The organism is Pseudomonas sp. A39, from assembly GCF_058145955.1.
On record NZ_JBYVMD010000020.1, the window covers coordinates 13,149 to 34,882 of the forward strand.

A 21,734-nucleotide genomic window follows, 5' to 3' on the forward strand; every position below is an offset into this window, starting at 1 on the left:
TCCTCTCAGGCTTGGAAACGACGGATGGAAAACGCTTCGATGGGTTGGCGGCTGGCCCCGTCGCAGACGATCTCTGCCAGGGCTTCACCGACCGCGGGACCGAGCTGGAACCCGGCGCCGGCAAAGCCGAAGCCATGGAGCAGGCCAGGTTGTGTGCTGCTGGGGCCGATCACCGGTTCGTGATCGGGTAGATAACCTTCGGTGCCGCTCCACGTGCGAATCGCCTGGGCACCCTTGAGGAACGGGTACAGCTCGCCGGCATTGCGCAGGATCTCCAGCACCGCTGCCTGCCCCGGCCGCGCGGTCAGCGGGCCCAGGGCAAAACCGCGACCGCCGCCGAGGATGCAGTTGCCCCGGGCGACCTGCCGCGCATAAATTCCGCCGCCTTCAACGCCGGTGCTCACATTCATCACCACCGGCAGCGGCTCGGTGACCAGCATCGCTGGATGCGCCGAGGTGATCGGCACCGCTTCGCCAAACTGCGCGGCGACGGTGCCGGCCCAGGCGCCAGCACAGTTCAGCAGCCAGGGCGCTTGCAGGTGCAGGCCGTTGGCGCACTGCACCTGAAAGTGCTGGCCGTCATGTTCTATACCAATCACCTCAGCCTGCTCGTACACCGATGCGCCAAGGCGCTGCGCGGCACGGGCGAAGGCCGGGGACACCAATCGTGGGTTGGCGTGGCCGTCTTGCGGGCACAACGAGGCGCCCACCGCAATATCGCCGACCCAGGGGAAGCGTGCGCGCAGCTCGGCGTAGTCGAGCAACTGCAAGCCCAGGTCAAAGCCACGGGTTTGTTCGGCATACGCCTGCAACGCGGCGAAATCAGCATGACTGCGCGCCAGCTTCAAATGCCCGGAGCGCACGTATTCGCCGTCGATGCCGATCAGGCCCGGCAAGTCGGCCCACAGTTGATGGGCACGCTGCGACAGCGGCAACTGATGCAATGGCCGGCCCTGGCGGCGCACACCGCCATAATTCACGCCGCTGGAATGCGAGCCACAGAAGTCCCGTTCCACCAAGGTCACGCGCTGGCCTTTCTGCGCGAGCATCAAGGCCGCCGACGCGCCGACAATCCCACCGCCCAGCACGATGACGTCGATCATGACTGCGCCTCCACGCCAAATGGCAGCGGCTTGATTGGCGCCTGGCCACGCAAGCGGCCGACGTTTTCGATGCCCCGGCCGCTGCGCTCGGCGACAATCTCCACTGCCGCCGGCCCGCACATGCGGCCCTGGCAGCGGCCCATGCCGACGCGACAGTGGGCCTTGACCCGATTGATCTCCCAGTGGCCTTCATCCACCACCGCCCGTATATCGCCGGCGCTGACTTCTTCGCAGCGGCACACCATCAACGCATCCGGTGCCTGTGCCGCCCACTGCTCAGGGAAAGGAAACGCGGTTTCCAGGCCCTGGCGAAAGCGCTGGATACCCGCCAGTTGTTGCTCCAACACGGCGGGGCGGCGCTGATCAATGGCAATGCCCGCGTCCTCCAGTACCGCCAGCGCAGCACGCTCGCCGGCCATCTGCGCGGCGTCCGCGCCCATGATCCCGGCGCCGTCGCCCGCCAGGTACACACCGCTGACACTGCTGCGCCCGGCGCTGTCGCGTTGTGGAAGCCAGGCGCGGTTCAACGTGTTCCAGGCGAATTCACAACCGAGCAGATCCGCCAGTTGCGTCTCGCTGCGCAGGGCATGGGCAAAGCCCACGGCGTCGCATGCCAGGCTGTGCTCACCCCAACGAATAGCGCTGACCCGCTGTTCGCCTTCGATCTGTGTGAGCGTGGCGCCCTGATGCACGGCAATCCCATGGGCCGTCAGCCAGGCGCGGTAATACAAGCCCTTGGCCAAGGTCGCCGGTTGCCCGAGCAGCGCCGGCAGCGCTCGGCACTGCGCGCTGAACGGTGCGCTATCGAGCACCGCCACGACCTTGGCCCCGGCTTTGGCGTACTGATAGGCGACCAGGTACAACAACGGCCCGCTGCCACAGAACGCCACGCGCTCACCGATGGCGCAGCCCTGGTATTTCAAGGCGATCTGCGCCGCGCCGAGGCTGTAGACACCGGGCAAGGTCCAGCCCGGCACCGGCAGGATGCGGTCGGTGGCGCCCGTGGCGACGATGATCTGCGCGTAGTCGAGGCTCTCGGCGCGGCCGTTGTTGAGCATATCCAGGCGGCCGTCCTCGGCGTTCCACACCAGGGTTTGCGGCCGGTAGTCGATCAGCGGCGCCAGCTCATCCAGGGTGCGGTGCACGGCTTGGGCCTTGCTCGCTTCAAATCCGTAGAGCTGCCTGGCGGTGCGTTGGAAGCCTTGGGGTTGGCGCCGATAAATCTGCCCGCCACCGCGCAGGCTCTCATCCACCAGGCACGGTGTGATGCCGTGGTCGAGCAGGGTGCGCGCTGCGCTGATGCCTGCCGGGCCTGCGCCCACAATCACCACCGGCTTCATGGCTGGCGCCCCGGATCGCGGCTGACCGCCTGACCTTCTTCCAGCAGCGTCGAACAGGCGCGCACGCGGCGCCCATCTTCAAGGCGCACCCAGCAGTCCTGGCACGCGCCCATCAGGCAGAAACCGGCACGCGGTTCGGCGCTGAAGTCACTCCCGCGCAGGTGCTCGGCGCAGGTCAGCACGGCGGTGAGCACCGTGTCACCCAGCAAGCCGCTGGCGGGCTGGCCGTCGAGGGTGAAGGACAGGACCGGGCGTCCGGTCTCGGCTAAGCGTTTGAACAAGGCCATCAATGTTTCCCCACCAGCACACGGTCCAGGCCGTAGACCCGATCCAGCAGAATCATGGTCGCCGCCGTCAGCGCAATCACCAGCGCCGACACCGCCGCCATCATCGGGTCGATGGACTCGGTGGCGTACACATACATGCGCACCGGCAGGGTTTGCGTGGCCGGCGAGCTGACGAAGATCGACAGCGTCACCTCGTCGAAACTGTTGATGAAGGCTAACAACCACCCCCCGGCGACACCGGGCAGGATCATCGGCAGGGTGATCTGGCGAAACAGCGTGAAACGGCCAGCCCCCAGGGATTCGGCGGCATGCTCGGCGCTGCGATCAATACCGATGGCTGCAGCCAGCACCAGGCGCAGCACATACGGCGTGATGATCACCACATGGGCCAGCATCAGCCAGGTAAAACTGCCGTTGACGCCCATCAGCGCAAACAAGCGCAGCATGGCCACGCCCAGCACCAGGTGCGGGATGATGATCGGCGACAGGAACAACGCACTGAGAAAGTTGCGCCCCGCAAACGAATACCGGCTGATCGCCAACGCCGCCGGTACGGCAATCAAGGTGGCCAATGTCGCAGCGGTGAACGCCAGGATCAGGCTGTTATAGAACGCCTGGATAAAATCCGCCCGCTCGAACACCGCGCGAAACCAGCGCAGCGAGAAGCCCGACGTGGGCAGGCTCAAGGTGTTTTCGGGCGTGAAGGCCACCAGGCACACCACCACCAGCGGCGCCATCATGAACAGCACCACCAAACCGTGGAAACCAAGGGCCAAAGGACCGTTTCTGGACATGCGCTTAAACCCCCAGGGACTTTTTGTAGCGGCCTTCGACCATGCGGTTCCAGCTCAGCATGATCAGCAGATTGACCAACAGCAGCACCACCGCGATGGTCGCGCCCATGGGCCAGTTGAGTTCCGAGAGGTACTGGTCGTACACCACGGTGGCGACCATTTTCAGGCGACGCCCGCCGAGCAGGCCGGGGATCGCAAAGGAGCTGGCGGCCAGGCCGAACACGATCAAGGTGCCGGACAGCACGCCGGGCATGACCTGCGGCAACACGATCTTGCGCATCACCGTGGCCTGGCTGGCGCCCAGGGACAACGCGGCTTGTTCAGCCGACGGGTCGAGTTTCTGCAGGGAGGTCCACACCGGGATGATCATGAACGGCAGCATCACGTGCACCAGGGCGATGATCACCGCGAACGGCGTGTACAGCAGCTTCACCGGGCGCCCACCGAGGAACTGGATCACTTGGTTTACCAGCCCGTCCGCGCCGAGCAACAGGCTCCAGCCAAAGGCGCGCACCACCACCGAAATCAGCAAGGGCGTGAGGATTAGAATCAGGAAGATCGAGCGCCACGGCGTGCCCATGCGACTGAGGATGTAAGCCTCGGGCACACCGATCACCACGCACAGCAGGGTGACCAGCGCGCTGATCCAGAAGGTGCGCCAGAAAATCTCGTAAAAGTACGAATCGCTGAACAATGACAGGTAGTGCCCGAAGGTCCATTCATCGGCCTTCACGCCCACCTGGTAGTCAAACACGTTGAACGACAGCACCAGGGTCAGGCCCAACGGCAGGATCAGCAGCCCGACAAACAGCACCAGCGCCGGCAGCGAGAGCAGGTAGCCGCGACTCATGGGTGCACCTCATCCGCCGCCAACACGCGCAACAGGCTGGCGTGCCAGTCCAGGCCTACCGCTGTGCCGCAACGCAGCGGCGCGTTGCCGTCGTTGCTGCGCACCACGGTGACTTCGCCGAGGGCGGTGTCGATGTGGTACAGCCATTGGCTGCCGAAGAAGTAGCGATTGATGACCTGGCCTTGCAGGCGACCTGTGCCTGCGTCCACCAATTGGATCTTTTCCGGGCGCAGGCTCAGGGTCAGTTCGCCGTCGCCGCTCTCGTGGCGCACTTGCGGGGTGCCGAGTGTGTCGTAGTCGCCCGGCAGCAGGTTGGCCTTGCCGACAAAGTCGGAGATGAAGCGCGTACGCGGGTGTTCGTAGAGCGTGTAGGGCGCGTCGATCTGGGTCACGCGCCCGGCCTGCATCACCACCACGCGGTCACTGATCGATAGCGCTTCGGCCTGGTCGTGGGTGACCATCAAAGTAGTGATACCGACGGCGCACTGGATGCGGCGGATCTCGAACTGCATCTCTTCGCGCAAATTAGCGTCGAGGTTGGACAACGGCTCATCGAGCAGCAACACCGGCGGCTCAATCACCAACGCGCGAGCCAGGGCCACGCGCTGGCGCTGGCCGCCGGACAACTCCCGTGGGTAGCGGTCGGCGTGCGGCGCCAGGCGCACCAGTTCCAGTACGGTCTTGACCTTGCTGGCGATCTCGGCGGCCGGCACTTTGCGCATCTTCAGGCCGAAGGCGACGTTGTCGCGCACGCTCATGTGCGGGAACAGCGCGTAGCTCTGGAACACCACGCCCAGGCCACGGCTGGCGGGCTTGGCGTGGGTGATGTCGCGGCCGTCGAGCAGGATCTGCCCGCCGCTCACATCGACGAAGCCGGCGATCATTTGCAGGGTGGTGGTCTTGCCGCAGCCCGAGGGGCCGAGCAGGGAAACGAACTCGCCTTTTTCCACCGCGAGGTCGGTGGCGACCACCGCGTCGACGGCGCCGTAGCGTTTGCTCAAGGCGTTGAGTTGGAGAAATGCCATGTCTGCGTTCCACCTTTTTTTGAGTCGCGTCGAGACGCGCTTTTTTGTTTTGGGCAGATGCGAAAAGGGTGTTGCGGGTGCGTTGGCGCTCGATCTCAAGTCGGCTGCCGGTTGTTGTTCATTTCGCCCCTGTGGACGCAGATTAGGACGAAGACTAGGATGGGCGGAAGATAGAATTTCACTGAACGGACTGTTATTTTCAGTTTTATTCACTCACCGGAATTTGCAAAGAGATGGGTTGTTATGCATTCCACTGATCGAAATGAAAAGAGCAAAGAAGTCGGGGTGGGCGGAGTGTCTCGTCTGTTCGCGCTGCTGCGCACCCTGGGTGAAGTGCCGGAGGGTGGCGAACGCGTTACGCAGCTCGCGCAACAGGTGGGCCTGTCCCAGCCCACCACCCACCGCCTGCTGCGCAGCCTGATGGACGAAGGCATGGTCGAGCAGGACGCACGCAGCAAGCGCTATCGCCTCAGCCTGGAGTTCTTCGCCCTGGCGGCCAATGCAGGCAAGACCGGCAACCTGCGCGACCTGGTGCGGCCGAGCATGCTGCGCCTGAGTGCTTCACTGGGCGACTCGCTGTTCCTGCTGGCGCGCAGTGGCTTCGATGCGATCTGCCTGGACCGCAGCGAAGGCCCGTACCCGATCCGCACCTTCACCGGTGATATCGGCGGGCGTGTGGCATTGGGCGTGGGGCAGGGCAGCCTGGCGATCCTGGCGTTTTTGCCGGAGGAAGAGCGCGAGACGGTGATCCGCTACAACCTGCCACGGCTCAAGGATTTCCATCTGTATGACGAAGTGCTGTTGCGCTCGGAAGTGGAGAACGTGCGCAACCTGGGGTATGCGGCGCGCAATACCGGGGTGCTGGAAGGCATGGCGGGGTTGGCGGTGCCAATACTGAATCGGGACGGGCATGCGGTGGCGGCGTTGAGTGTGGCGACCATCAGTGACCGCCTGGGGCCGAGCCGGTTGCCGATGGTGGTGGAGTTATTGAAGCGCGAAGCGGCGGCGATCGGGCCACGGATCAATCCGTTTGATCCGACGTTGCGCAGGCCCTCACACACCTTCGGCGGGTAACCGATTTCAGCCTCGATGAAGAGCAAAAAATGTGCGAGCGGGCACCCCGCACATTCAGAGGGCGGCCAGGGCGACGGAGGTGGCCGCTGTGCGGGTCTCCACGCCCAACTTCACATACACATGCTCCAGATGCTTGTTCACCGTCCTCGGGCTCAACCCCAGGATATCCCCGATATCCCGATTGGTTTTCCCGCACGCCACCCAGCGCAGCACCTCTACCTCACGCTCGGTCAACTGGAACCGGGCCGACAGCAGCCTATGCGCCGGCTCATCTTCAAGCGTCAACACACTCGGCTGCTGCGCCTCCCGCGCCGACAACAAAATACGCGACGTGCGTAAATGTGCCGCCACCCGCGCCAGTACCTCGTCGGTCTGGATCGGCTTGGTCACGTAGTCACTGCCACCCACTTCAAAGCCCTGCACCACGTGCCTGGTGTCGGTCAGCCCGGTCATGAACACCACCGGGATGTCCGCACTGGCGGGTTGCGCCTTGAGCCGGCGGCAGGTTTCGAAACCGTCCAGGCCGGGCATCATTGCGTCCAGCAGGATCAGGTCCGGGCGCCGGCGTTGTACGCGGTTCAACGCGCTGAGGCCGTCGAGGGCCACCAGCACCATATAGCCCGCGTCGTCGAGGGCGTCGGAGAGCATCGCGAGGTTATCCGGCGTGTCGTCGACGATCAGCACAACGCCGGGTTCAGTGCTGCGGGTGAGTGCATTCATCTTCGGCCTCCTTGAGGGTTCGGTTGAGTTCATCCAGGCGGAAACCCTTGAGCAACCCGCGTGCCTTGCTGATGAAAGGCTCGGTGTCGGGGTGCTGCGCAAGGATCGTGTCGAGTTTTTCGTGCAGGCCGCGCACGTAACCGATGGCGCTGAGTTCGGCGAGTACCGCCAGGTCTTCGGCGCCGGGCAGCACACGGGGTGGCGGTGGCGGTATCGAGCGCTGGGTGCGCCGTAGCCAGTGCAGGTCCAGGTGCTGTTGCAGGCGCCCGAGCAGCTCCGGCGTGCGCACCGGCTTGGCCAGGTAGTCGTTGCAGGCGGCGGCAATGCTGCGTTCGCGGTCGTCGGTAAAGGCGTTGGCCGAGATCACGATGATCGGTGCGGTGCACAGCGCATTACGGCGTATCAGGCGGCTGGTTTCGTAGCCATCCAGGGTCGGCATCGACAGGTCCATCAGGATCAGGTCCGGCGCCAGCAGCGCCACCTGGCGGATCGCGTCCTGGCCATTACTGGCCTGGATCACCTCGAAGCCCAGCGGCGTGAGCATGCCGCTGAGCACCTTGCGATGGTCTACATGGTCATCCACCACCAGGATGCGCCGCCGCTCGCCTTGATAACCGATGATGTCGTGCTCCACGTGCACCACCGCTTGCGGCGCGCGCACCTGAGACAGGAACAGCCGCACCTGGAAGCAGGTGCCCTTGTCCAGCTCGCTGGTTACTCGCAGCTCGCCGCCCATCAATGCAGTGAGCATGCGCGTGATAGTCAGCCCCAGGCCCACGCCGTTGTCCTGGCGCATCAGGTCGCCGCGCTCGAACGGCTGGAATATCCGCTCCAACTGCCCAGGATCGATGCCGATGCCGGTGTCGATGATCTCGAAGTTGGCGGTCTCGCGCATATAACTGACCCGCAGGCGCACTTCGCCGCTGTCGGTGAAGTTCACGGCGTTGCCCAGCAGGTTGATCAGGATCTGGCGCACGCGTTTTTCATCGCCACGCACCACCGCCGGGATCTTGCCCACGCAGTCCAGGCGAAAACGCAGACCCTTGTCGTGGGCTTGCGGGGTGAACATCTGCTCCAGGTCGTGGAGCAGCTCGGGGAAGGGGATTTCGGTGAGTTCCAGGCGCAACTTGCCGGCCTCGATCTTGGCCACGTCGAGCAAACCGTCGATCAATGACACCAAGTGCGAACCACTGCGCAGGATGGTCGCCAGCGCATCCTGATGCTGCTCGGGCATGGCGCTGTCGCGCTGCAGAATCTGGGTGAAGCCAAGGATGCTGTTGAGCGGCGTGCGCAGTTCGTGGGACAGCCCGGTGACGTAGCGGCTCTTGGCGGCATTTGCGGCTTCCGAGGCTTCCTTGGCTTGCTGCAGGGCCTGGTCGGTGAGGCTGTGGGCGTCGATTTCCTGCATCAGCAGCAGGGTTTGGCGATCGGATTCCTCCTGGGCTACGCCACGGCTTTCGCGGGTCAGCACCACCCACCAGGCGAGCACGGCGGCCAGCACCGAGAGCGTCAGGAACGCCTTGAAGAACGCCTGGTACAGGGTTTCGGAATGGGGCAAGCCCTGGGCCGCCTGTACGTAGATCAACGCCAATGCGCCGGCAAGCATCAGCACCAGGGCGAGCAACAATCCCAGGTAATGGGCCAGGCGTGTGTGCAGGCGCGGCATCATCGTGTTGGGCAGCAGCCAGCGCAGTACGCCTTCGAACTGGGTGACCAGGCGGGCGTGGGGCTTGCAACGATCACCGCAGCGCGCATCCAGCGAGCAACACAGTGAGCAGATCGGCGTGCTGTAGGCCGGGCAGAACGCCATGTCCGCGGTCTCGAACGGGTTGCTGCACAGCCCGCACACCGCGTGGGTCGCGGGGGCAACCGGGTGAATCAACTGCACGTCGCTGGTGCGGGCGATGTAGTACTTGCCCTGGGTCAGCCAGGCCAGCAGCGGCGCCATCACCAGCGCCGTGCCCAGGGCCACGAAGGGCGGTGCCGCCTGGGCCAGGGCACCGAACAGGCCGAAGTGGGCGAGGATCGACAGCAACGACGCAATCAGCATCGAGCCGACGCCCACCGGGTTGATATCGTAGAGGTGCGCGCGCTTGAACTCGATGTGCTTGGGCGACAGGCCCAATGGCTTATTGATCACCAGGTCCGCCACCAGCGTGCCGATCCAGGCGATCGCGATATTGGCGTAGAGCCCCAGCACCTGGTCGATCACGTCGAAAACGCCCAACTCCATCAGCATCAGCGCGATGGCCACATTGAACACCAGCCACACCACGCGGCCGGGATGGCTGTGGGTCACACGGGCGAAAAAGTTCGACCAGGCCAGGGAGCCCGCGTAGGCATTGGTCAGGTTGATCTTCATTTGCGAAATAATCACGAACAGCACCATGGCGCCGAGCGCCCATTCCGGCGAACTGAACACGTAGCGGAACGCAACCAGGTACATCTGGGTTGGCTCGGCGGCGCGTTCCATGGGGATTTCATGTTGCAGCGCGAGAAACGCCAGGAACGCCCCGGCGAACATCTTCAAGGCGCCGGGAATGATCCAGCCGGGGCCGGCGCAGAGCAGGGCGGCCCACCAGCGCTTGCGGTTGGCAGCCGTTTTTTCGGGCAGGAAACGCAGGTAGTCCACCTGTTCGCCGATCTGCGTCACCAGCGACAACGCCACCGTGCAGGCGGCGCAGAACGCCAACAGGTTGAAGCCGCCGCCGTCACCGCTGCGTCCGACAAAGCTGGTCCAGTCGCTGAAGGCGTCGGGGTTCTTCCACCCCACAAAGCCATACGGCAGCACCAGCAACAACAGCCAGATCGGTTGCGTCCACAGTTGCAGGCGGCTGATCAGCGTCACGCCGTACGCCACCAGCGGGATCACCAGCAGCGAGCAGATCACATAGGCCAGGGCCAGCGGGATATGGAAATACAGCTCCAGTGCCAGCGCCATGATCGCCGCTTCCAGGGCGAAGAACAGGAAGGTGAAGCTGGCGTAGATCAACGAGGTGATGGTGGAGCCGATATAGCCGAAGCCGGCGCCACGGGTGAGCAGGTCCATGTCCACGCCGTAGCGTGCGGCGTAATAGCTGATGGGCAGGCCGGTGAGGAAGATCACCATGCTGATGGCGAGGATCGCCCAGAAGGTGTTGGTAAAGCCGTAGTTCAAGGCCAGCACGCCGCCGATGGCCTCCAGCGCCAGGAACGACACCGCGCCGAGGGCGGTGTTGGCAATGCGCAGCTCCGACCACTTGCGAAAGGACTTGGGGGTGTAGCGCAGGGCGTAGTCTTCCATGGTCTCGTCGGCGACCCAGGTGTTGTAGTCGCGGCGGATCTTGACGATGCGCTGGGTGCCGGAAGGAGGGTGCACGGCGGGATGGCTCCGGGGAGTGGGCAAGGTGGATGAGCAAGTTCCGTGCCCCGATTCAAAATGTGGGAGCTGGCTTGCCTGCGATGGCGGTGGGTCAGGCATGGGGAAGTCGGTTGATACACCGCCATCGCAGGCAAGCCAGCTCCCACATTGATCGGTGCTGTCAGGGCGGGCGGGATCTTGCTCGAAAACAGTGCGCAGCGGCATACGTCAAATGACGTACCCCGTTACGTCAGGCTGCGTATACCCGCACCGGTCCACTGCCGCCATGCTGGACCCCTCATTGCAGAGGAGTCGCCCCATGGCACTACGATTGATCCGCTCCACACCGCTGTTGGCCCTGTCATTGCTGGCGGCCGCTCTGTTCAGCCAGGGCGTGCTGGCCGATAACGAAGGCCTCGCCGTGACCCCGACCGAAGTCACCGTCGGCCAGTTGCACTCCGCCACCGGCACCATGGCGATTTCCGAAACCGGTTCGATCCAGGCCGAACGCTTGGCCATCGAACAGATCAACGCCTCAGGCGGGATCCTCGGACGGCAGATCAAGGTGATCCAGGAAGACGGCGCCTCCGACTGGCCGACCTTCGCCGAAAAAGCCAAGAAGCTGCTGGTCAACGACAAGGTCGCCGCCGTGTTCGGCTGCTGGACCTCGGCCTCGCGCAAAGCCGTGCTGCCGATCTTCGAAAAGGAAAACGGCCTGCTCTACTACCCGACCTTCTATGAAGGCCTGGAACAGTCGAAAAATGTGATCTACACCGGGCAGGAGGCCACCCAGCAAATTCTCGCCAGCCTTGACTGGATCGCCAAGACCAAGGGCGCCAAGACCTTCTACCTGGTCGGCTCCGACTACATCTGGCCGCGCACCTCGATGAAGATCGCGCGCAAGCACATCGAGAACGTCCTGCACGGCACCGTGGTCGGCGAAGACTACTACCCGCTGGGTAACACCCAGTTCGGTTCGCTGATCAACAAGGTCAAGCTGAAAAAGCCTGATGTGGTGTTTGCGGCGGTGGTGGGTGGTTCCAACGTGGCGTTCTACAAACAACTCAACGCGGCGGGCGTTAATTCGGCCAAGCAGACCCTGCTGACCCTGTCGGTCACCGAGGACGAACTGCTCGGCATCGGCGGTGAAAACATGGCCGGTTTCTATGCCTCGATGAAGTACTTCCAGAGTCTGGATAACCCGAACAACAAAGCCTTCGTCGAGGCCTTCAAGGCCAAATACGGCAAGGACGCAGTGATCGGCGATGTGACCCAGGCGGCCTATCTGGGGCCGTGGCTGTGGAAAGCGGCGGTGGAGAAGGCCGGCAGTTTCGACGTGGATAAAGTGGTGGCCGCGTCGCCTGGCATCGAGCTGAAAACCGCGCCGGAAGGCTACGTGAAGATTCACGAGAACCATCACTTATGGAGCAAGTCGCGCATCGGCGAAGTGCAGCCCAACGGCCAGTTCAAGGTGATCTACGAGTCGGATCTGATCGAGCCGAATCCGTTCCCCAAAGGCTATCAATAACCCTGGTCTTGGCGCTGAGCTAAATGTGGGAGCGGGCTTGCTCGCGAACGAGGTGGATCAGTCAATACACCTGTGAATGACACTGCGCATTCGCGAGCAAGCCCGCTCCACATAAAGCAGACGCAGATTGCAATTCAACCTGGCTCTCAGGAGACCATCATCATGGAATGGCTATCGGAATTTGGAGCCATCGCGGCGATGCAGGGGTTCAACGGTTTGTCCGTGTTCTGCGTGCTGTTGCTGATGGCATTGGGGCTGGCGATCATCTTTGGCCAGATGGGGGTGATCAACATGGCCCACGGTGAGTTCCTGACCATCGGCGCGTACACCACCTACGTGTGTTCCAGCCTCACGGCGCACTTTGCGCCGGGCTTCCAACCCTATTACTTCTTCTTCGCCATTGCCCTGTCATTCCTGGTTGCCGGTGCGATTGGCTGGCTGGTGGAATGGGCGATGATCAGCCGCTTGTACAAGCGCCCGCTGGACACTTTACTCGCCACCTGGGGGCTGTCGCTGGTGATGCAGCAGACCTTCCGCTCAGTGTTCGGTGCCCGCGAGGTCAGCGCTGAACCACCGGCCTGGCTGATGGGCTCGGTGAATTTCACCGATGCCGTCGAGATCCCGCGCAATGGCCTGTTCATGATGGCCCTGACCCTGCTGCTCACCGCCGCGATCTTCCTGATGCTCTACCGCTCGCGTTGGGGCCTGCAGGTGCGCGCCACGGTGCAGAACCGCCTGATGAGCCGCGCGGTGGGCATCAATACGCGCAAGGTCGACCGCATGACTTTCGCCTTGGGCTGCGGCGTCGCCGGGGTGGCCGGCGCGGCGTTCACCACCATCGGCTCCACCGGGCCGACGGCGGGCTCGCAGTACATCGTCGACACCTTCCTGGTGGTGGTCTTCGGGGGCGCGCAGAGTCTGTTCGGCACCATCGCTTCGGCCTTCGTGATTGCCCAGACCCAATCGCTGTCGGAGTTCTTCCTCAGTGGCTCGATGGCCAAGGTACTCACCTTGTCCTCGGTGATTCTGATCCTGATGCTGCGCCCGCAAGGGTTGTTCTCCATCAAAGTGCGCAAGTAGAGGCGAGCGGATGAAGGCTTTAGACAAGCTGCTGGGCGGCCAGCAAAACCTGATCGGCATCGTGTTGCTGGCGCTGTTGATCCTGGTGGTATTCCCCCTGACCCTGGATGCGTTCCGCCTGAACATGGTCGGCAAATACCTGACCTACGCGTTTGTCGCGGTGGGCCTGGTGTTGTGCTGGGGCTATGGCGGCATTCTCAGCCTGGGGCAGGGCGTGTTCTTTGGCGTCGGCGGCTACTGCATGGCAATGTTCCTCAAGCTTGAGGCCTCGGACCCGGAAAGCACCAAGATCCAGTCCACACCGGGCATTCCGGACTTCATGGATTGGAACCAGATCACCGAGCTGCCGTGGCTGTGGCAGCCGTTCCACAGTTTCAGCTTCACCTTGGCGGCGGTGATTGCGGTGCCGGTGCTGCTGGCGTTCATCATCGGTATGGCGCTGTTCAAGCGGCGCGTGGGCGATGTGTATTTCTCCATCGTCACCCAGGCGATTGCGCTGATCCTCACGGTGCTGATCGTCGGCCAGCAAGGCCTGACCGGTGGCGTCAACGGCATCACCGACCTCAAGACCCTGCTTGGCTGGGACCTGCGCACCGACAGCGCGAAGATGATCCTGTACTTCATCAACGCCGGGTTGCTGTTCGGCTGCATCTTCATTGGCCGGTTCATCCTTGCTTCCAAGCTCGGCCGGTTGCTGATGGCGATGCGCGACAAGGAAGAACGCGTGCGTTTCTCCGGGTATGACGTGGCCAGCTTCAAGATCTTCGTGTTCTGCGTGGCCGCCGCGTTCTCGGCGATTGGCGGGGCGATGTTTGCCTTGCAGGTGGGCTTTATGTCGCCGTCGTTCGTGGGCATCGTGCCGTCGATCGAGATGGTGATCTTCGCGGCGGTAGGCGGGCGCATGTCACTGCTCGGTGCGGTGTATGGCGCGTTGCTGGTGAACTACGGCAAGACCTACTTTTCCGAGTCCTTCCCCGAGTTGTGGTTGTACCTCATGGGCGGGCTGTTTATCGCCGTGGTGATGTACTTCCCCAACGGCCTCGCCGGTTTGTGGGACAGCCATGGGCGTCAGGCGCTGGCGAGAATGTTGCGGCGTAAACCTGTAGCGGCGACCCCGGTGAACGCACCGTTAACACCCAAGGCCACAAGCAAAATCCTGGAGACCCAGCCATGACCGCCGTCGGCTTTGAAATGAAAAAACCGGTGCTGGCCATCGAAGGCCTCACCGTGTCGTTCGACGGCTTCAAGGCGGTCGACAACCTCAACCTGTATATCGACCGCAATGAAGTGCGCGTGGTGATCGGCCCTAACGGCGCCGGCAAGACCACCGTGCTTGACCTGATCTGCGGCAAAACCCGCGCCACCAGCGGCAGCATCCAGTTCGACGGCCAGGAGCTGACGAAAATGCGCGAGTACAACATTGTGCGTGCCGGCGTGGGTCGTAAGTTCCAGAACCCGTCGATCTACGAAAACCTCACGGTGTTCGAGAACCTGGAGATGTCTTACCCGGCCGGTCGCAAGGTATGGGGCGCGCTGTTTTTCAAGCGCAATGCCCAGGTGATCGCACGGGTGGAGGAGGTGGCGCGGGAGATCTTTCTCGGCGACCTGCTGCAACAACAGGCCGACCTGCTGTCCCACGGCCAGAAGCAGTGGCTGGAGATCGGCATGCTACTGATGCAGGACCCCGAGTTGCTGATGCTCGATGAACCGGTGGCTGGCATGAGCGTCAATGAGCGCGCGCAAACCGCCGAGCTGCTCAACCGCATCAGCCAGGGCCGTTCGGTGCTGGTGATCGAGCACGACATGGAGTTCGTCAAAAGCATCGCCCACAAGGTCACGGTGCTGCACCAGGGCAAGGTGCTGGCCGAGGGCAGCATGGCGTCGGTGCAAAGCAACCCGAAAGTCATCGAAGTGTATTTGGGCCACTGAGGAGCCGCGCATGTTCAAGATCGACCAATTGGCCTGCGGCTACGGGCAGAGCCAGATTCTCCATGACCTGGACCTGAACGTCGCCCAGCGCGAGATTGTCGCGGTGATGGGCCGCAACGGCATGGGTAAGACCACGTTGTTCAAGAGCCTGATGGGCATCCTGCCGCAGTGGAAGGGCCAAGTCAGCGTAGATGGGCAGGATGTCTCGGCGCTGGAAACCCATGAACGGGTCGCGCGGGGGATCGCCTATGTGCCCCAGGGCCGCATGATTTTCCCGAGTATGACCGTGCTGGAAAATATTCAGACCGGCTTGCCGGCATCGGCACGCGGCAAGGTGCCGGAAGACTTGTATGCGCTGTTTCCGGTGCTCCACGACATGCAGTCGCGAAAGGGCGGTAACCTGTCCGGCGGGCAGCAACAACAACTGGCGATAGCCCGGGCGCTGGCGACCAACCCCAAGGTGCTGTTGTTGGATGAGCCGACAGAGGGCATCCAACCGTCGATCATCAAGGACATTGCCCGCACGCTGAAGGAAATCCGTAACGTGCGCGATTTGACCATTGTGGTGTCGGAGCAGGTGCTGTCGTTTACCCTGGAAATCGCGGACCGTTTTCTGGTGATCGAGAAGGGGCGGTTTGTGATTGAAGAGACCCGCGACCGAGTGGATGAGGCGATCATCAGCCGGTACTTATCGGTGTGAATGCAGGTTGGTTTGCCGCCTCGTAAGTGCTGTTTTTTACCTATATTCCACTGGAACCGTTGCTCTTTGTGTGGCCACAGATGGGTGTCGACAAAGTGTCCAGCCGAGCGTTGGTCGGCTGTGATGCATCTACTCCCTGAGGTGTTGCCATGTTAAATACTCACTACGGTCAAAATTATCCACTCAGTTTCAATCGGCCTGATCTTGACGGGCAACCCACCTCGCGGGAGGACAAATACAAGCACACTTCAAATTTGGATCTGGTGAAGACGTTTGGGAATAACTTTGACTACTTCGTCAATACCAAGACCGGCTTTGTGGACCAGGCCAAACTCCGTGAAGTGGCGGCTCGTCCGCTGACGGGTAATTCCGTCGACGACAATATGACGCTATTGGCAGGCGAAATCCTGAATCGCCCGGATGTGAACCGTAAGTTGGATAAGTTGAATGAGCGCGGTATACACGACGGTCTTGTTGACCGTGAAAACGTTGAACAGCTCGTTGATTACTACACGAGCGATGACGCGTCTGCCGGCCAGCAGTCCAGGGCCGGAGAGCCGAGCACTGCACCGTCATTTTCGCAGGCTTACCCTGCGCAATATGAGCGTCCCGTTAATAACGTCGGAGCGTTTAACCCGCCTGCGATGAATCATTCACCCGGGGACTATCGCGCGCCCTCAAATACCACGGTTGCACGGGATTTTGCCGATAGCTTCAGTTACTTCCAGGGACCGTCCGGCTTTGTCACACGTGCAGTCCTTGAGGACGCTGCCAACCGTCCATTGACCGGTCACCCGGTGCACGACCGCATGACAATGCTGGCCAACGAGATTCTCAGCCGTCCTGAAATGAGTCATTTGCTCGATGCAATCAACCAAGACGGCCGTGAAGACGGGCTGATCAGCCAGGGTGACGCGAACAGGGTGGTTGATTACTACCAAACCCAAGAGGCACCCTCCATGCAGAGCGGGGCCGGAAGGTACACCGGTTCCATGCAGCGCCAACGTGTTGAAAACACCTATGACGAGAACTATCGCCCCCAGGCATTCGGCAGAAATGCGCCCATTCAACCTCTTTCCTGGGGGATGTCCGCATCGTCGCAAGGCGAAGGCATGAGCCCGCAGAATACTGAGGTCGCTAATGCGTTCAAAGGAACCAAGGACTCAGACTTGGCGAGCGAGTTGAGTAATAATCTTGATTATTTCAAACCCGACGCGAATGGAAAAATCACTCAGGGAGCGCTTCGTGAAGTCGCGGGTCAGCCCTTGACTGGCAATGCGTCGGATGACCGGATGACCCTGTTGGCCAGGGAAATCATCAGTCGGCCGGGACTCAATAGCAAACTGGATTCCGACCATGATGCTGACAAGTCCGACGGGCTTATTGGGCGCGACACTATTGAAAGGGTGTCCAGGCAGAATGCAGCGCCAAGCTATGAAAAAATGAGTGACGTTGAACTGCTTCAAGCCCTTGACGAAAAGTTCAAACAGTATTGGGGCGCGGATAACTATATCAGCTTCGATAGCTTAAAAAGTGCTGCTGCAGAGTCTCCACCGACAGACCGGTCTGGACTCGCGGCTGAACTTCTCCGGCGCCCGGGCCTGATGAAAGAAGTCGATATTGGCACTGATGGCAAAGGCGGCAGGGGCGCAGAAGATGAAAGGTTTAATTGGGTCAATGTCGACTACGTAAAAAAAGAAAAACAAGCGCAGTCGTTACGGGGTTGAGTGTGGGCCGCGACGTTCCGTGATCAGCCGGGGCTGATCATCCTTTCCGGCCGCACCTGTCGCTCATATTCTTCGGCGGTTATCAGCCCCAGTTGCACCGCCGCGTCCTTGGGTGACAGGCCCTCGTCCGCGGCTTTGCGGGTGATCTGCACCACGCGGTCATAGCCCAGCACCGGGTTCAGCGCGGTCGCCATCAATAATGAGTGCTCCACGTTGTGCGCCAGTTGCGGGCGGTTCAGTTCCAGGCCGCCCAGCAGCTTGTGGGTGAACAGGCTGGCGCAGTCGCTGAGTACCTCGATCGAGTGCAGCAGGTTGTGGATCAGTACCGGCTTGGCCACGTTCAATTCGAAGGTGCTGGAAGCCCCCGCCAGGGTGATGGTGGTGTGGTTGCCGATCACCTGCATCGCCGCCTGCACCAGCACTTCGGCGATGGTGGGGTTGCGTTTGCCGGGCATGATCGAAGAGGTCAGGCCGTCGTCGGGCACGATCAATTCACCCAGGCCGCAGCGCGGTCCCGAGCCGAGCAGGCGGATGTCATTGGCGATCTTGGTCAGTGACACGGCGAGCACATTCAACGCCCCAGAGGCCTCTACCAAGGCATCGTGGGTGCCCATGCCTTCGAACTTGCACGGGTTGGTTTCGAAGCGTTCGCCGGTGAGTCGGCTGATTTCCTCGCAGAACGCCCGGTCAAAACCCACCGGTGTATTCAGTCCGGTGCCCACCGCTGTCCCCCCTTGGGGCAGCAGGCGCAGGCGCGGCATGCACGCTTCGATGCGCGCGATAGCGTGCTGGATCTGCTGGGCAAACGCGCCAAACGCCTGGCCTTGGCTCATGGGCACCGCATCCATCAGGTGGGTGCGGCCGATTTTAAGCACCTCCCGCCAGGCGTCGGCCTTGTTACTGAGCTCATCACGCAGATGGCCCAGCACCGGCAGCAGGCGGCCGCGCAGTTCCAGCACGGTGGTCAGGTGCATCACCGTGGGGAAGCTGTCGTTGGACGACTGCGAGCGGTTTACATGGTCGTTGGGGTGCACCGGCGACTTGCTGCCCAGTTCGCCGCCGAGCGCGAGGTTGGCGCAGTTGGCGATCACCTCGTTGGCGTTCATGTTGGTCTGGGTGCCGGAGCCGGTTTGCCAGATCGACAGCGGGAAGTGCTGGTCAAGGTCGCCCTTGGCCAGTGCTTCGGCGGCCTGTTCGATCGCTTGCGCCAGGGCCGGCGCCAGTACGCCGAGGCGTGCATTGGCACGCGCACACGCACGTTTTTGTTGGCCAAAGGCGCGGATCAGGCTGGCGGGGAACGGCTGTTTACCGCCGAAGACCTCCAGCGCCCGTTGGGTTTGCGCACCCCAGTAGCGGTCGGCCGGTATGGACACGGGGCCGAACGCGTCATGTTCGATTCGCAGCGTCGTCATCAAGAGGCTCCGTTAAAGCGCAGCGCCGGCAGCACGCCCGAGCACACGTTGGTATTCATCCTGGGCGGTCTGCTGGGAGAACTCCCCGGACCATTTCGACACCACCACCGTTGCAACGCTGTTGCCGATGGTGTTGCAGGTGGCAATGGCCATCGACATGAAGCGGTACACGCCGAACAGCAGCGCCAGGCCTTCCGCCGGTAGCACGCCGATGGCCGTGACGGTCGCGGCGAACACCACGAAGCTGCCACCCGACACCGCCGCCGCGCCTTTGGAGGTCACCAGCATGATCGCGATGATGCCCAGCTGTTGTTCCCAGCTCAGCGGCACCCCGTAGGCATTGGCGATAAACAGCACGCACAGCGACATGTAGATCGAGGTGCCGTCGAGGTTGAACGCATAGCCGGTGGGCAGCACCAGGCCGACGCTCTGTTTGGAACAGCCGAATTTCTCGAGTTTTTGCAGCAGGCGCGGCAGGGCGCTTTCCGACGAGGCGGTGCCGAGCACGATGAAGATTTCATCCTTGATATAGGTGAGGAAGCGCCACAGGCTGAAGCCACTCAACCGGCATACGGCGCCGAGCACCACAAAGATAAAGAATGCGATGCCGACGTAGAACATCAACACCAGGTTGGCCAGGGACATCAGCACTGCCGTGCCATTGCTGCCCACCGCGTAAGCCACCGAACCGAAGGCACCCAGGGGCGCGAACTTCATGATCAAGTTGATGAACTCGAAGAAGCACTCGGAGATGCGGTTCAGGCCGTCTTCGATCACTTCGCGGCGTTCGGGCTTCAACGCCAGCAGGGCGAAGCCGAACAACACCGAGATCACCAGTACTTGCAGCAACTGGCCGCCGGCGAAGGCACCGACGAAATTGTCCGGGAAGATGCCGTAGATAAAGTCCAGGGTCGACGCAGGCGCATGCCCCTTGGCCACGGCGGCACTCGCGGCGGCCGCGGCGGCGCTGCTCGGATGGGCGTCGTGCATGCCGGAGCCGATCTGCAACAGGTTGCCCCACAATAGGCCGATGGCCAGGGCAAGGGTGGAGACCACTTCGAAGTAGATCAACGCGCGCAAGCCGACCTTACCGACGCGCTTGATATCGCCGGCCGAGGCGATGCCGTGGACCACGGTGAAAAACACCAGCGGCGCGACGGCGGTCTTGATCAGCTTGAGGAATATATCGCCAAGGATCTTGAAACTGGCGGCCAGCTCGGGAGCGAGAAAGCCGAAGGCGATGCCGAGGAACATGGCGGCGACGACCTGGAAGGTCAGGTCCTTGTAGAGCGGTTTTTTTGCGGGGGTGGATGACATGTCTGTGATCTCATTGTTGTTATGGGCACATGTTAATAGGGGGCTCTGCCCTGCTTTTTGTAGTGAGCGGGCTTGCCCCGCGCGAGGCAAGCTCGCTCACGACAAAAGCCAGGCCAACTCAGCGTTTGACTGAGCCGGGGCGCGCCAGCGCGATGTCCACCATCTGCGGCGCGAGCCCCAGGTAGTTGGCCGGGTCGGTCAGGCGTTGCAGTTCGGCCAGGTCCAGTTGCGCGGTGGCTTCACCCTGGGCGAGCAGGGCGTCGAGCAAGCTGGTGCCCTGGTCGTTGGCCATGCGGCACGCGGCATACACCACGTCATGGGCCACCTGGCGGCCGAGGGCCGGGGCGAGGCCCATCATCACGGCCTCGGCGACGATCAGGCCCTGGGTCATGTCGAGGTTCTTGCGCATGCGCTCGGGGCGCACCTCCAGGCCGGCGAGCATAAAGGTCGCCTGGCCGAGGGACGCGGCGCTGAGGGCGAAGGCTTCGGGAATGGCGATCCACTCCGCCTGCCACGGCCCGGTGGAGCGTTCGAAGTCCTGGATCATCGCGTCGAGCATCAGCCCGGCGTGTTGGCGCACGCCCTTGGCGGCGGCGTACATCAGCTCGCAGGAAATCGGGTTGCGCTTTTGCGGCATGGTGCTGCTGGCGCCACGGCCCTTGACGAACGGCTCGTACACTTCGCCCAGCTCGCTGGTCATCATCATCATGATGTCGAGTGCGATCTTGCCCAGGGAACCGGTGACCAGCCCGAGGAAGTTCAGGGTCTCGGCCAGCCCGTCGCGGGCCACGTGCCAGGTGGCCTGCGGTACGCCCAGGCCGAGTTCGCTCATCAACGCTTCCTGGACTTCCAGGCCTTTGTCGCCGAGGGAGGCGAGGGTACCCGCAGCCCCGGCGAACTGGCCGATTTCGACACGTGGGCGCAGTTCCACCAAGCGCTCGGCGTGGCGGTCGAACATGCTCAGCCACACCGCGCACTTGTAGCCGAAGGTGATCGGCAGCGCGTGCTGCAAGTGCGTGCGACCGGCCATGGGGGTGTCGCGATAACGCTCGGCCAGGCCGGCGAGCAGCCCGCGCACGGTCTGGATATCGCGCTCGACGATAGCCAGTGCGGCGCGTACTTGCAGGACCACGGCAGTGTCCATGATGTCCTGCGTGGTGGCGCCCCAATGCACGTAGCGGCCCGCTTCACCACAGATCGTCGACAGTTGCTCAACCAGCGGCAGGATCGGGTAACCGACGATCTCCGTTTCGTGCTGCATCAGCGCCAGGTCCAGGGCTTCGTACTGCGACAGCGCGGCGATCTGCTCGGCCGCGTCGGCCGGGATCACGCCGCAACGTGCTTCGGCGCGGGCCAGGGCCACTTCCACTTCGATGTAGCGTTCGATCAGGGCTTTATCGGAGAACACGCCGCGCATTTCGGCGGTGCCGAACATGTCGCGGAACAGGGCGGAATCAAAAACGGTACTCGACATGGGAAAATCCTAATTGTTATTTTTAAACCATACA

18 protein-coding genes are annotated in these 21,734 nt (G+C 62.5%); 7 read left to right on the top strand and 11 right to left on the bottom strand.

Going from position 1 to position 21,734, the window contains the following annotated elements:
- Positions 1 to 5 precede the first annotated feature (5 nt).
- The 6 genes from AC3ZU9_RS16685 to AC3ZU9_RS16710 are packed head-to-tail and all read right to left on the bottom strand — an operon-like array spanning position 6 to position 5,399.
- Positions 6 to 1,103, bottom strand: coding sequence for an NAD(P)/FAD-dependent oxidoreductase (locus AC3ZU9_RS16685; RefSeq protein WP_012723729.1), 1,098 nt, complete (start codon positions 1,101 to 1,103; stop codon positions 6 to 8).
- Positions 1,100 to 2,443: an FAD/NAD(P)-dependent oxidoreductase gene (locus AC3ZU9_RS16690; protein WP_012723730.1), complete on the bottom strand. Its 1,344-nt coding sequence runs from the start codon at positions 2,441 to 2,443 to the stop codon at positions 1,100 to 1,102. The genes AC3ZU9_RS16685 and AC3ZU9_RS16690 overlap by 4 nt, the downstream gene beginning before the upstream one ends.
- Entirely contained in the window at positions 2,440 to 2,730 is a 291-nt protein-coding gene (locus tag AC3ZU9_RS16695) for a (2Fe-2S)-binding protein (RefSeq protein ID WP_102060363.1), read from the bottom strand. Before AC3ZU9_RS16695 ends, AC3ZU9_RS16690 begins: the two co-directional genes overlap by 4 nt.
- Positions 2,730 to 3,524, bottom strand: coding sequence for an ABC transporter permease (locus AC3ZU9_RS16700; RefSeq protein WP_012723732.1), 795 nt, complete (start codon positions 3,522 to 3,524; stop codon positions 2,730 to 2,732). The genes AC3ZU9_RS16695 and AC3ZU9_RS16700 overlap by 1 nt, the downstream gene beginning before the upstream one ends.
- A 4-nt stretch (positions 3,525 to 3,528) precedes the next feature.
- On the bottom strand, positions 3,529 to 4,374 hold the full coding sequence (locus AC3ZU9_RS16705; RefSeq protein WP_490091001.1) for an ABC transporter permease: 846 nt from the start codon (positions 4,372 to 4,374) through the stop codon (positions 3,529 to 3,531).
- The gene (locus AC3ZU9_RS16710; protein WP_122811665.1) at positions 4,371 to 5,399 is read right to left on the bottom strand and encodes an ABC transporter ATP-binding protein; all 1,029 of its coding nucleotides are present in this window, start codon (positions 5,397 to 5,399) and stop codon (positions 4,371 to 4,373) included. The genes AC3ZU9_RS16705 and AC3ZU9_RS16710 overlap by 4 nt, the downstream gene beginning before the upstream one ends.
- A gap of 243 nt (positions 5,400 to 5,642) precedes the next feature.
- Between AC3ZU9_RS16710 and AC3ZU9_RS16715 the strand changes: the two genes are divergently transcribed.
- Positions 5,643 to 6,473 carry an IclR family transcriptional regulator gene (locus AC3ZU9_RS16715; RefSeq protein ID WP_490091002.1) on the top strand — a complete coding sequence of 277 codons (831 nt, stop codon included), beginning with the start codon at positions 5,643 to 5,645 and terminating at the stop codon, positions 6,471 to 6,473.
- Positions 6,474 to 6,527: 54 nt separating this feature from the next.
- Here AC3ZU9_RS16715 and AC3ZU9_RS16720 read toward each other — a convergent pair whose 3' ends face one another.
- Both AC3ZU9_RS16720 and AC3ZU9_RS16725 read right to left on the bottom strand, forming a co-directional pair.
- Positions 6,528 to 7,193 carry a response regulator gene (locus tag AC3ZU9_RS16720; RefSeq protein ID WP_012723736.1) on the bottom strand — a complete coding sequence of 222 codons (666 nt, stop codon included), beginning with the start codon at positions 7,191 to 7,193 and terminating at the stop codon, positions 6,528 to 6,530.
- Entirely contained in the window at positions 7,168 to 10,551 is a 3,384-nt protein-coding gene (locus AC3ZU9_RS16725) for an ATP-binding protein (protein WP_046036245.1), read from the bottom strand. The genes AC3ZU9_RS16720 and AC3ZU9_RS16725 overlap by 26 nt, the downstream gene beginning before the upstream one ends.
- Before the next feature lie 301 nt (positions 10,552 to 10,852).
- Between AC3ZU9_RS16725 and urtA the strand changes: the two genes are divergently transcribed.
- The 6 genes from urtA to AC3ZU9_RS16755 all read left to right on the top strand — a co-directional run bounded on the left by urtA (position 10,853) and on the right by AC3ZU9_RS16755 (position 17,497).
- Entirely contained in the window at positions 10,853 to 12,061 is a 1,209-nt protein-coding gene (gene urtA / locus AC3ZU9_RS16730) for an urea ABC transporter substrate-binding protein (RefSeq protein ID WP_490091003.1), read from the top strand.
- 162 nt (positions 12,062 to 12,223) lie between these two features.
- A complete protein-coding gene (gene urtB, locus AC3ZU9_RS16735) occupies positions 12,224 to 13,141 on the top strand; it encodes an urea ABC transporter permease subunit UrtB (RefSeq protein WP_163825866.1) in 918 nt (305 codons plus the stop codon).
- Between the two features lie 10 nt (positions 13,142 to 13,151).
- Positions 13,152 to 14,315 (top strand): urea ABC transporter permease subunit UrtC, encoded by a 1,164-nt coding sequence (gene urtC, locus AC3ZU9_RS16740; protein WP_021493284.1) that lies wholly within the window; start codon positions 13,152 to 13,154, stop codon positions 14,313 to 14,315.
- Positions 14,312 to 15,070, top strand: a complete 759-nt coding sequence (gene urtD / locus AC3ZU9_RS16745; RefSeq protein ID WP_046036246.1) for an urea ABC transporter ATP-binding protein UrtD — start codon at positions 14,312 to 14,314, stop codon at positions 15,068 to 15,070. Before urtC ends, urtD begins: the two co-directional genes overlap by 4 nt.
- A gap of 10 nt (positions 15,071 to 15,080) precedes the next feature.
- On the top strand, positions 15,081 to 15,770 hold the full coding sequence (gene urtE / locus AC3ZU9_RS16750) for an urea ABC transporter ATP-binding subunit UrtE (protein WP_122811666.1): 690 nt from the start codon (positions 15,081 to 15,083) through the stop codon (positions 15,768 to 15,770).
- Between the two features lie 149 nt (positions 15,771 to 15,919).
- Complete coding sequence (locus AC3ZU9_RS16755) at positions 15,920 to 17,497, top strand: hypothetical protein (RefSeq protein WP_490091004.1); 1,578 nt, start codon at positions 15,920 to 15,922, stop codon at positions 17,495 to 17,497.
- 23 nt (positions 17,498 to 17,520) lie between these two features.
- Here the strand turns inward: AC3ZU9_RS16755 and AC3ZU9_RS16760 are convergent, their stop codons facing one another.
- The 3 genes from AC3ZU9_RS16760 to AC3ZU9_RS16770 all read right to left on the bottom strand — a co-directional run bounded on the left by AC3ZU9_RS16760 (position 17,521) and on the right by AC3ZU9_RS16770 (position 21,700).
- A complete protein-coding gene (locus AC3ZU9_RS16760; protein ID WP_490091005.1) occupies positions 17,521 to 18,909 on the bottom strand; it encodes a class II fumarate hydratase in 1,389 nt (462 codons plus the stop codon).
- A 12-nt stretch (positions 18,910 to 18,921) separates the two neighbouring features.
- On the bottom strand, positions 18,922 to 20,226 hold the full coding sequence (locus AC3ZU9_RS16765) for a cation:dicarboxylate symporter family transporter (protein ID WP_320400584.1): 1,305 nt from the start codon (positions 20,224 to 20,226) through the stop codon (positions 18,922 to 18,924).
- A 118-nt stretch (positions 20,227 to 20,344) separates the two neighbouring features.
- The gene (locus AC3ZU9_RS16770; protein WP_093546262.1) at positions 20,345 to 21,700 is read right to left on the bottom strand and encodes a class-II fumarase/aspartase family protein; all 1,356 of its coding nucleotides are present in this window, start codon (positions 21,698 to 21,700) and stop codon (positions 20,345 to 20,347) included.
- Positions 21,701 to 21,734 lie beyond the last annotated feature (34 nt).

Excerpts from the sequence above, each read along its gene's own strand:
- AC3ZU9_RS16685 (WP_012723729.1), bottom strand. The coding sequence starts at position 1,103 with ATGATCGACGTCATCGTGCTGGGCGGTGGGATTGTCGGCGCGTCGGCG.
- AC3ZU9_RS16690 (WP_012723730.1), bottom strand. The coding sequence starts at position 2,443 with ATGAAGCCGGTGGTGATTGTGGGCGCAGGCCCGGCAGGCATCAGCGCA.
- AC3ZU9_RS16695 (WP_102060363.1), bottom strand. The coding sequence starts at position 2,730 with ATGGCCTTGTTCAAACGCTTAGCCGAGACCGGACGCCCGGTCCTGTCC.
- AC3ZU9_RS16700 (WP_012723732.1), bottom strand. The coding sequence starts at position 3,524 with ATGTCCAGAAACGGTCCTTTGGCCCTTGGTTTCCACGGTTTGGTGGTG.
- AC3ZU9_RS16705 (WP_490091001.1), bottom strand. The coding sequence starts at position 4,374 with ATGAGTCGCGGCTACCTGCTCTCGCTGCCGGCGCTGGTGCTGTTTGTC.
- AC3ZU9_RS16710 (WP_122811665.1), bottom strand. The coding sequence starts at position 5,399 with ATGGCATTTCTCCAACTCAACGCCTTGAGCAAACGCTACGGCGCCGTC.
- AC3ZU9_RS16715 (WP_490091002.1), top strand. The coding sequence starts at position 5,643 with ATGCATTCCACTGATCGAAATGAAAAGAGCAAAGAAGTCGGGGTGGGC.
- AC3ZU9_RS16720 (WP_012723736.1), bottom strand. The coding sequence starts at position 7,193 with ATGAATGCACTCACCCGCAGCACTGAACCCGGCGTTGTGCTGATCGTC.
- urtA (WP_490091003.1), top strand. The coding sequence starts at position 10,853 with ATGGCACTACGATTGATCCGCTCCACACCGCTGTTGGCCCTGTCATTG.
- urtB (WP_163825866.1), top strand. The coding sequence starts at position 12,224 with ATGGAATGGCTATCGGAATTTGGAGCCATCGCGGCGATGCAGGGGTTC.
- urtC (WP_021493284.1), top strand. The coding sequence starts at position 13,152 with ATGAAGGCTTTAGACAAGCTGCTGGGCGGCCAGCAAAACCTGATCGGC.
- urtD (WP_046036246.1), top strand. The coding sequence starts at position 14,312 with ATGACCGCCGTCGGCTTTGAAATGAAAAAACCGGTGCTGGCCATCGAA.
- urtE (WP_122811666.1), top strand. The coding sequence starts at position 15,081 with ATGTTCAAGATCGACCAATTGGCCTGCGGCTACGGGCAGAGCCAGATT.
- AC3ZU9_RS16755 (WP_490091004.1), top strand. The coding sequence starts at position 15,920 with ATGTTAAATACTCACTACGGTCAAAATTATCCACTCAGTTTCAATCGG.
- AC3ZU9_RS16760 (WP_490091005.1), bottom strand. The coding sequence starts at position 18,909 with ATGACGACGCTGCGAATCGAACATGACGCGTTCGGCCCCGTGTCCATA.
- AC3ZU9_RS16765 (WP_320400584.1), bottom strand. The coding sequence starts at position 20,226 with ATGTCATCCACCCCCGCAAAAAAACCGCTCTACAAGGACCTGACCTTC.
- AC3ZU9_RS16770 (WP_093546262.1), bottom strand. The coding sequence starts at position 21,700 with ATGTCGAGTACCGTTTTTGATTCCGCCCTGTTCCGCGACATGTTCGGC.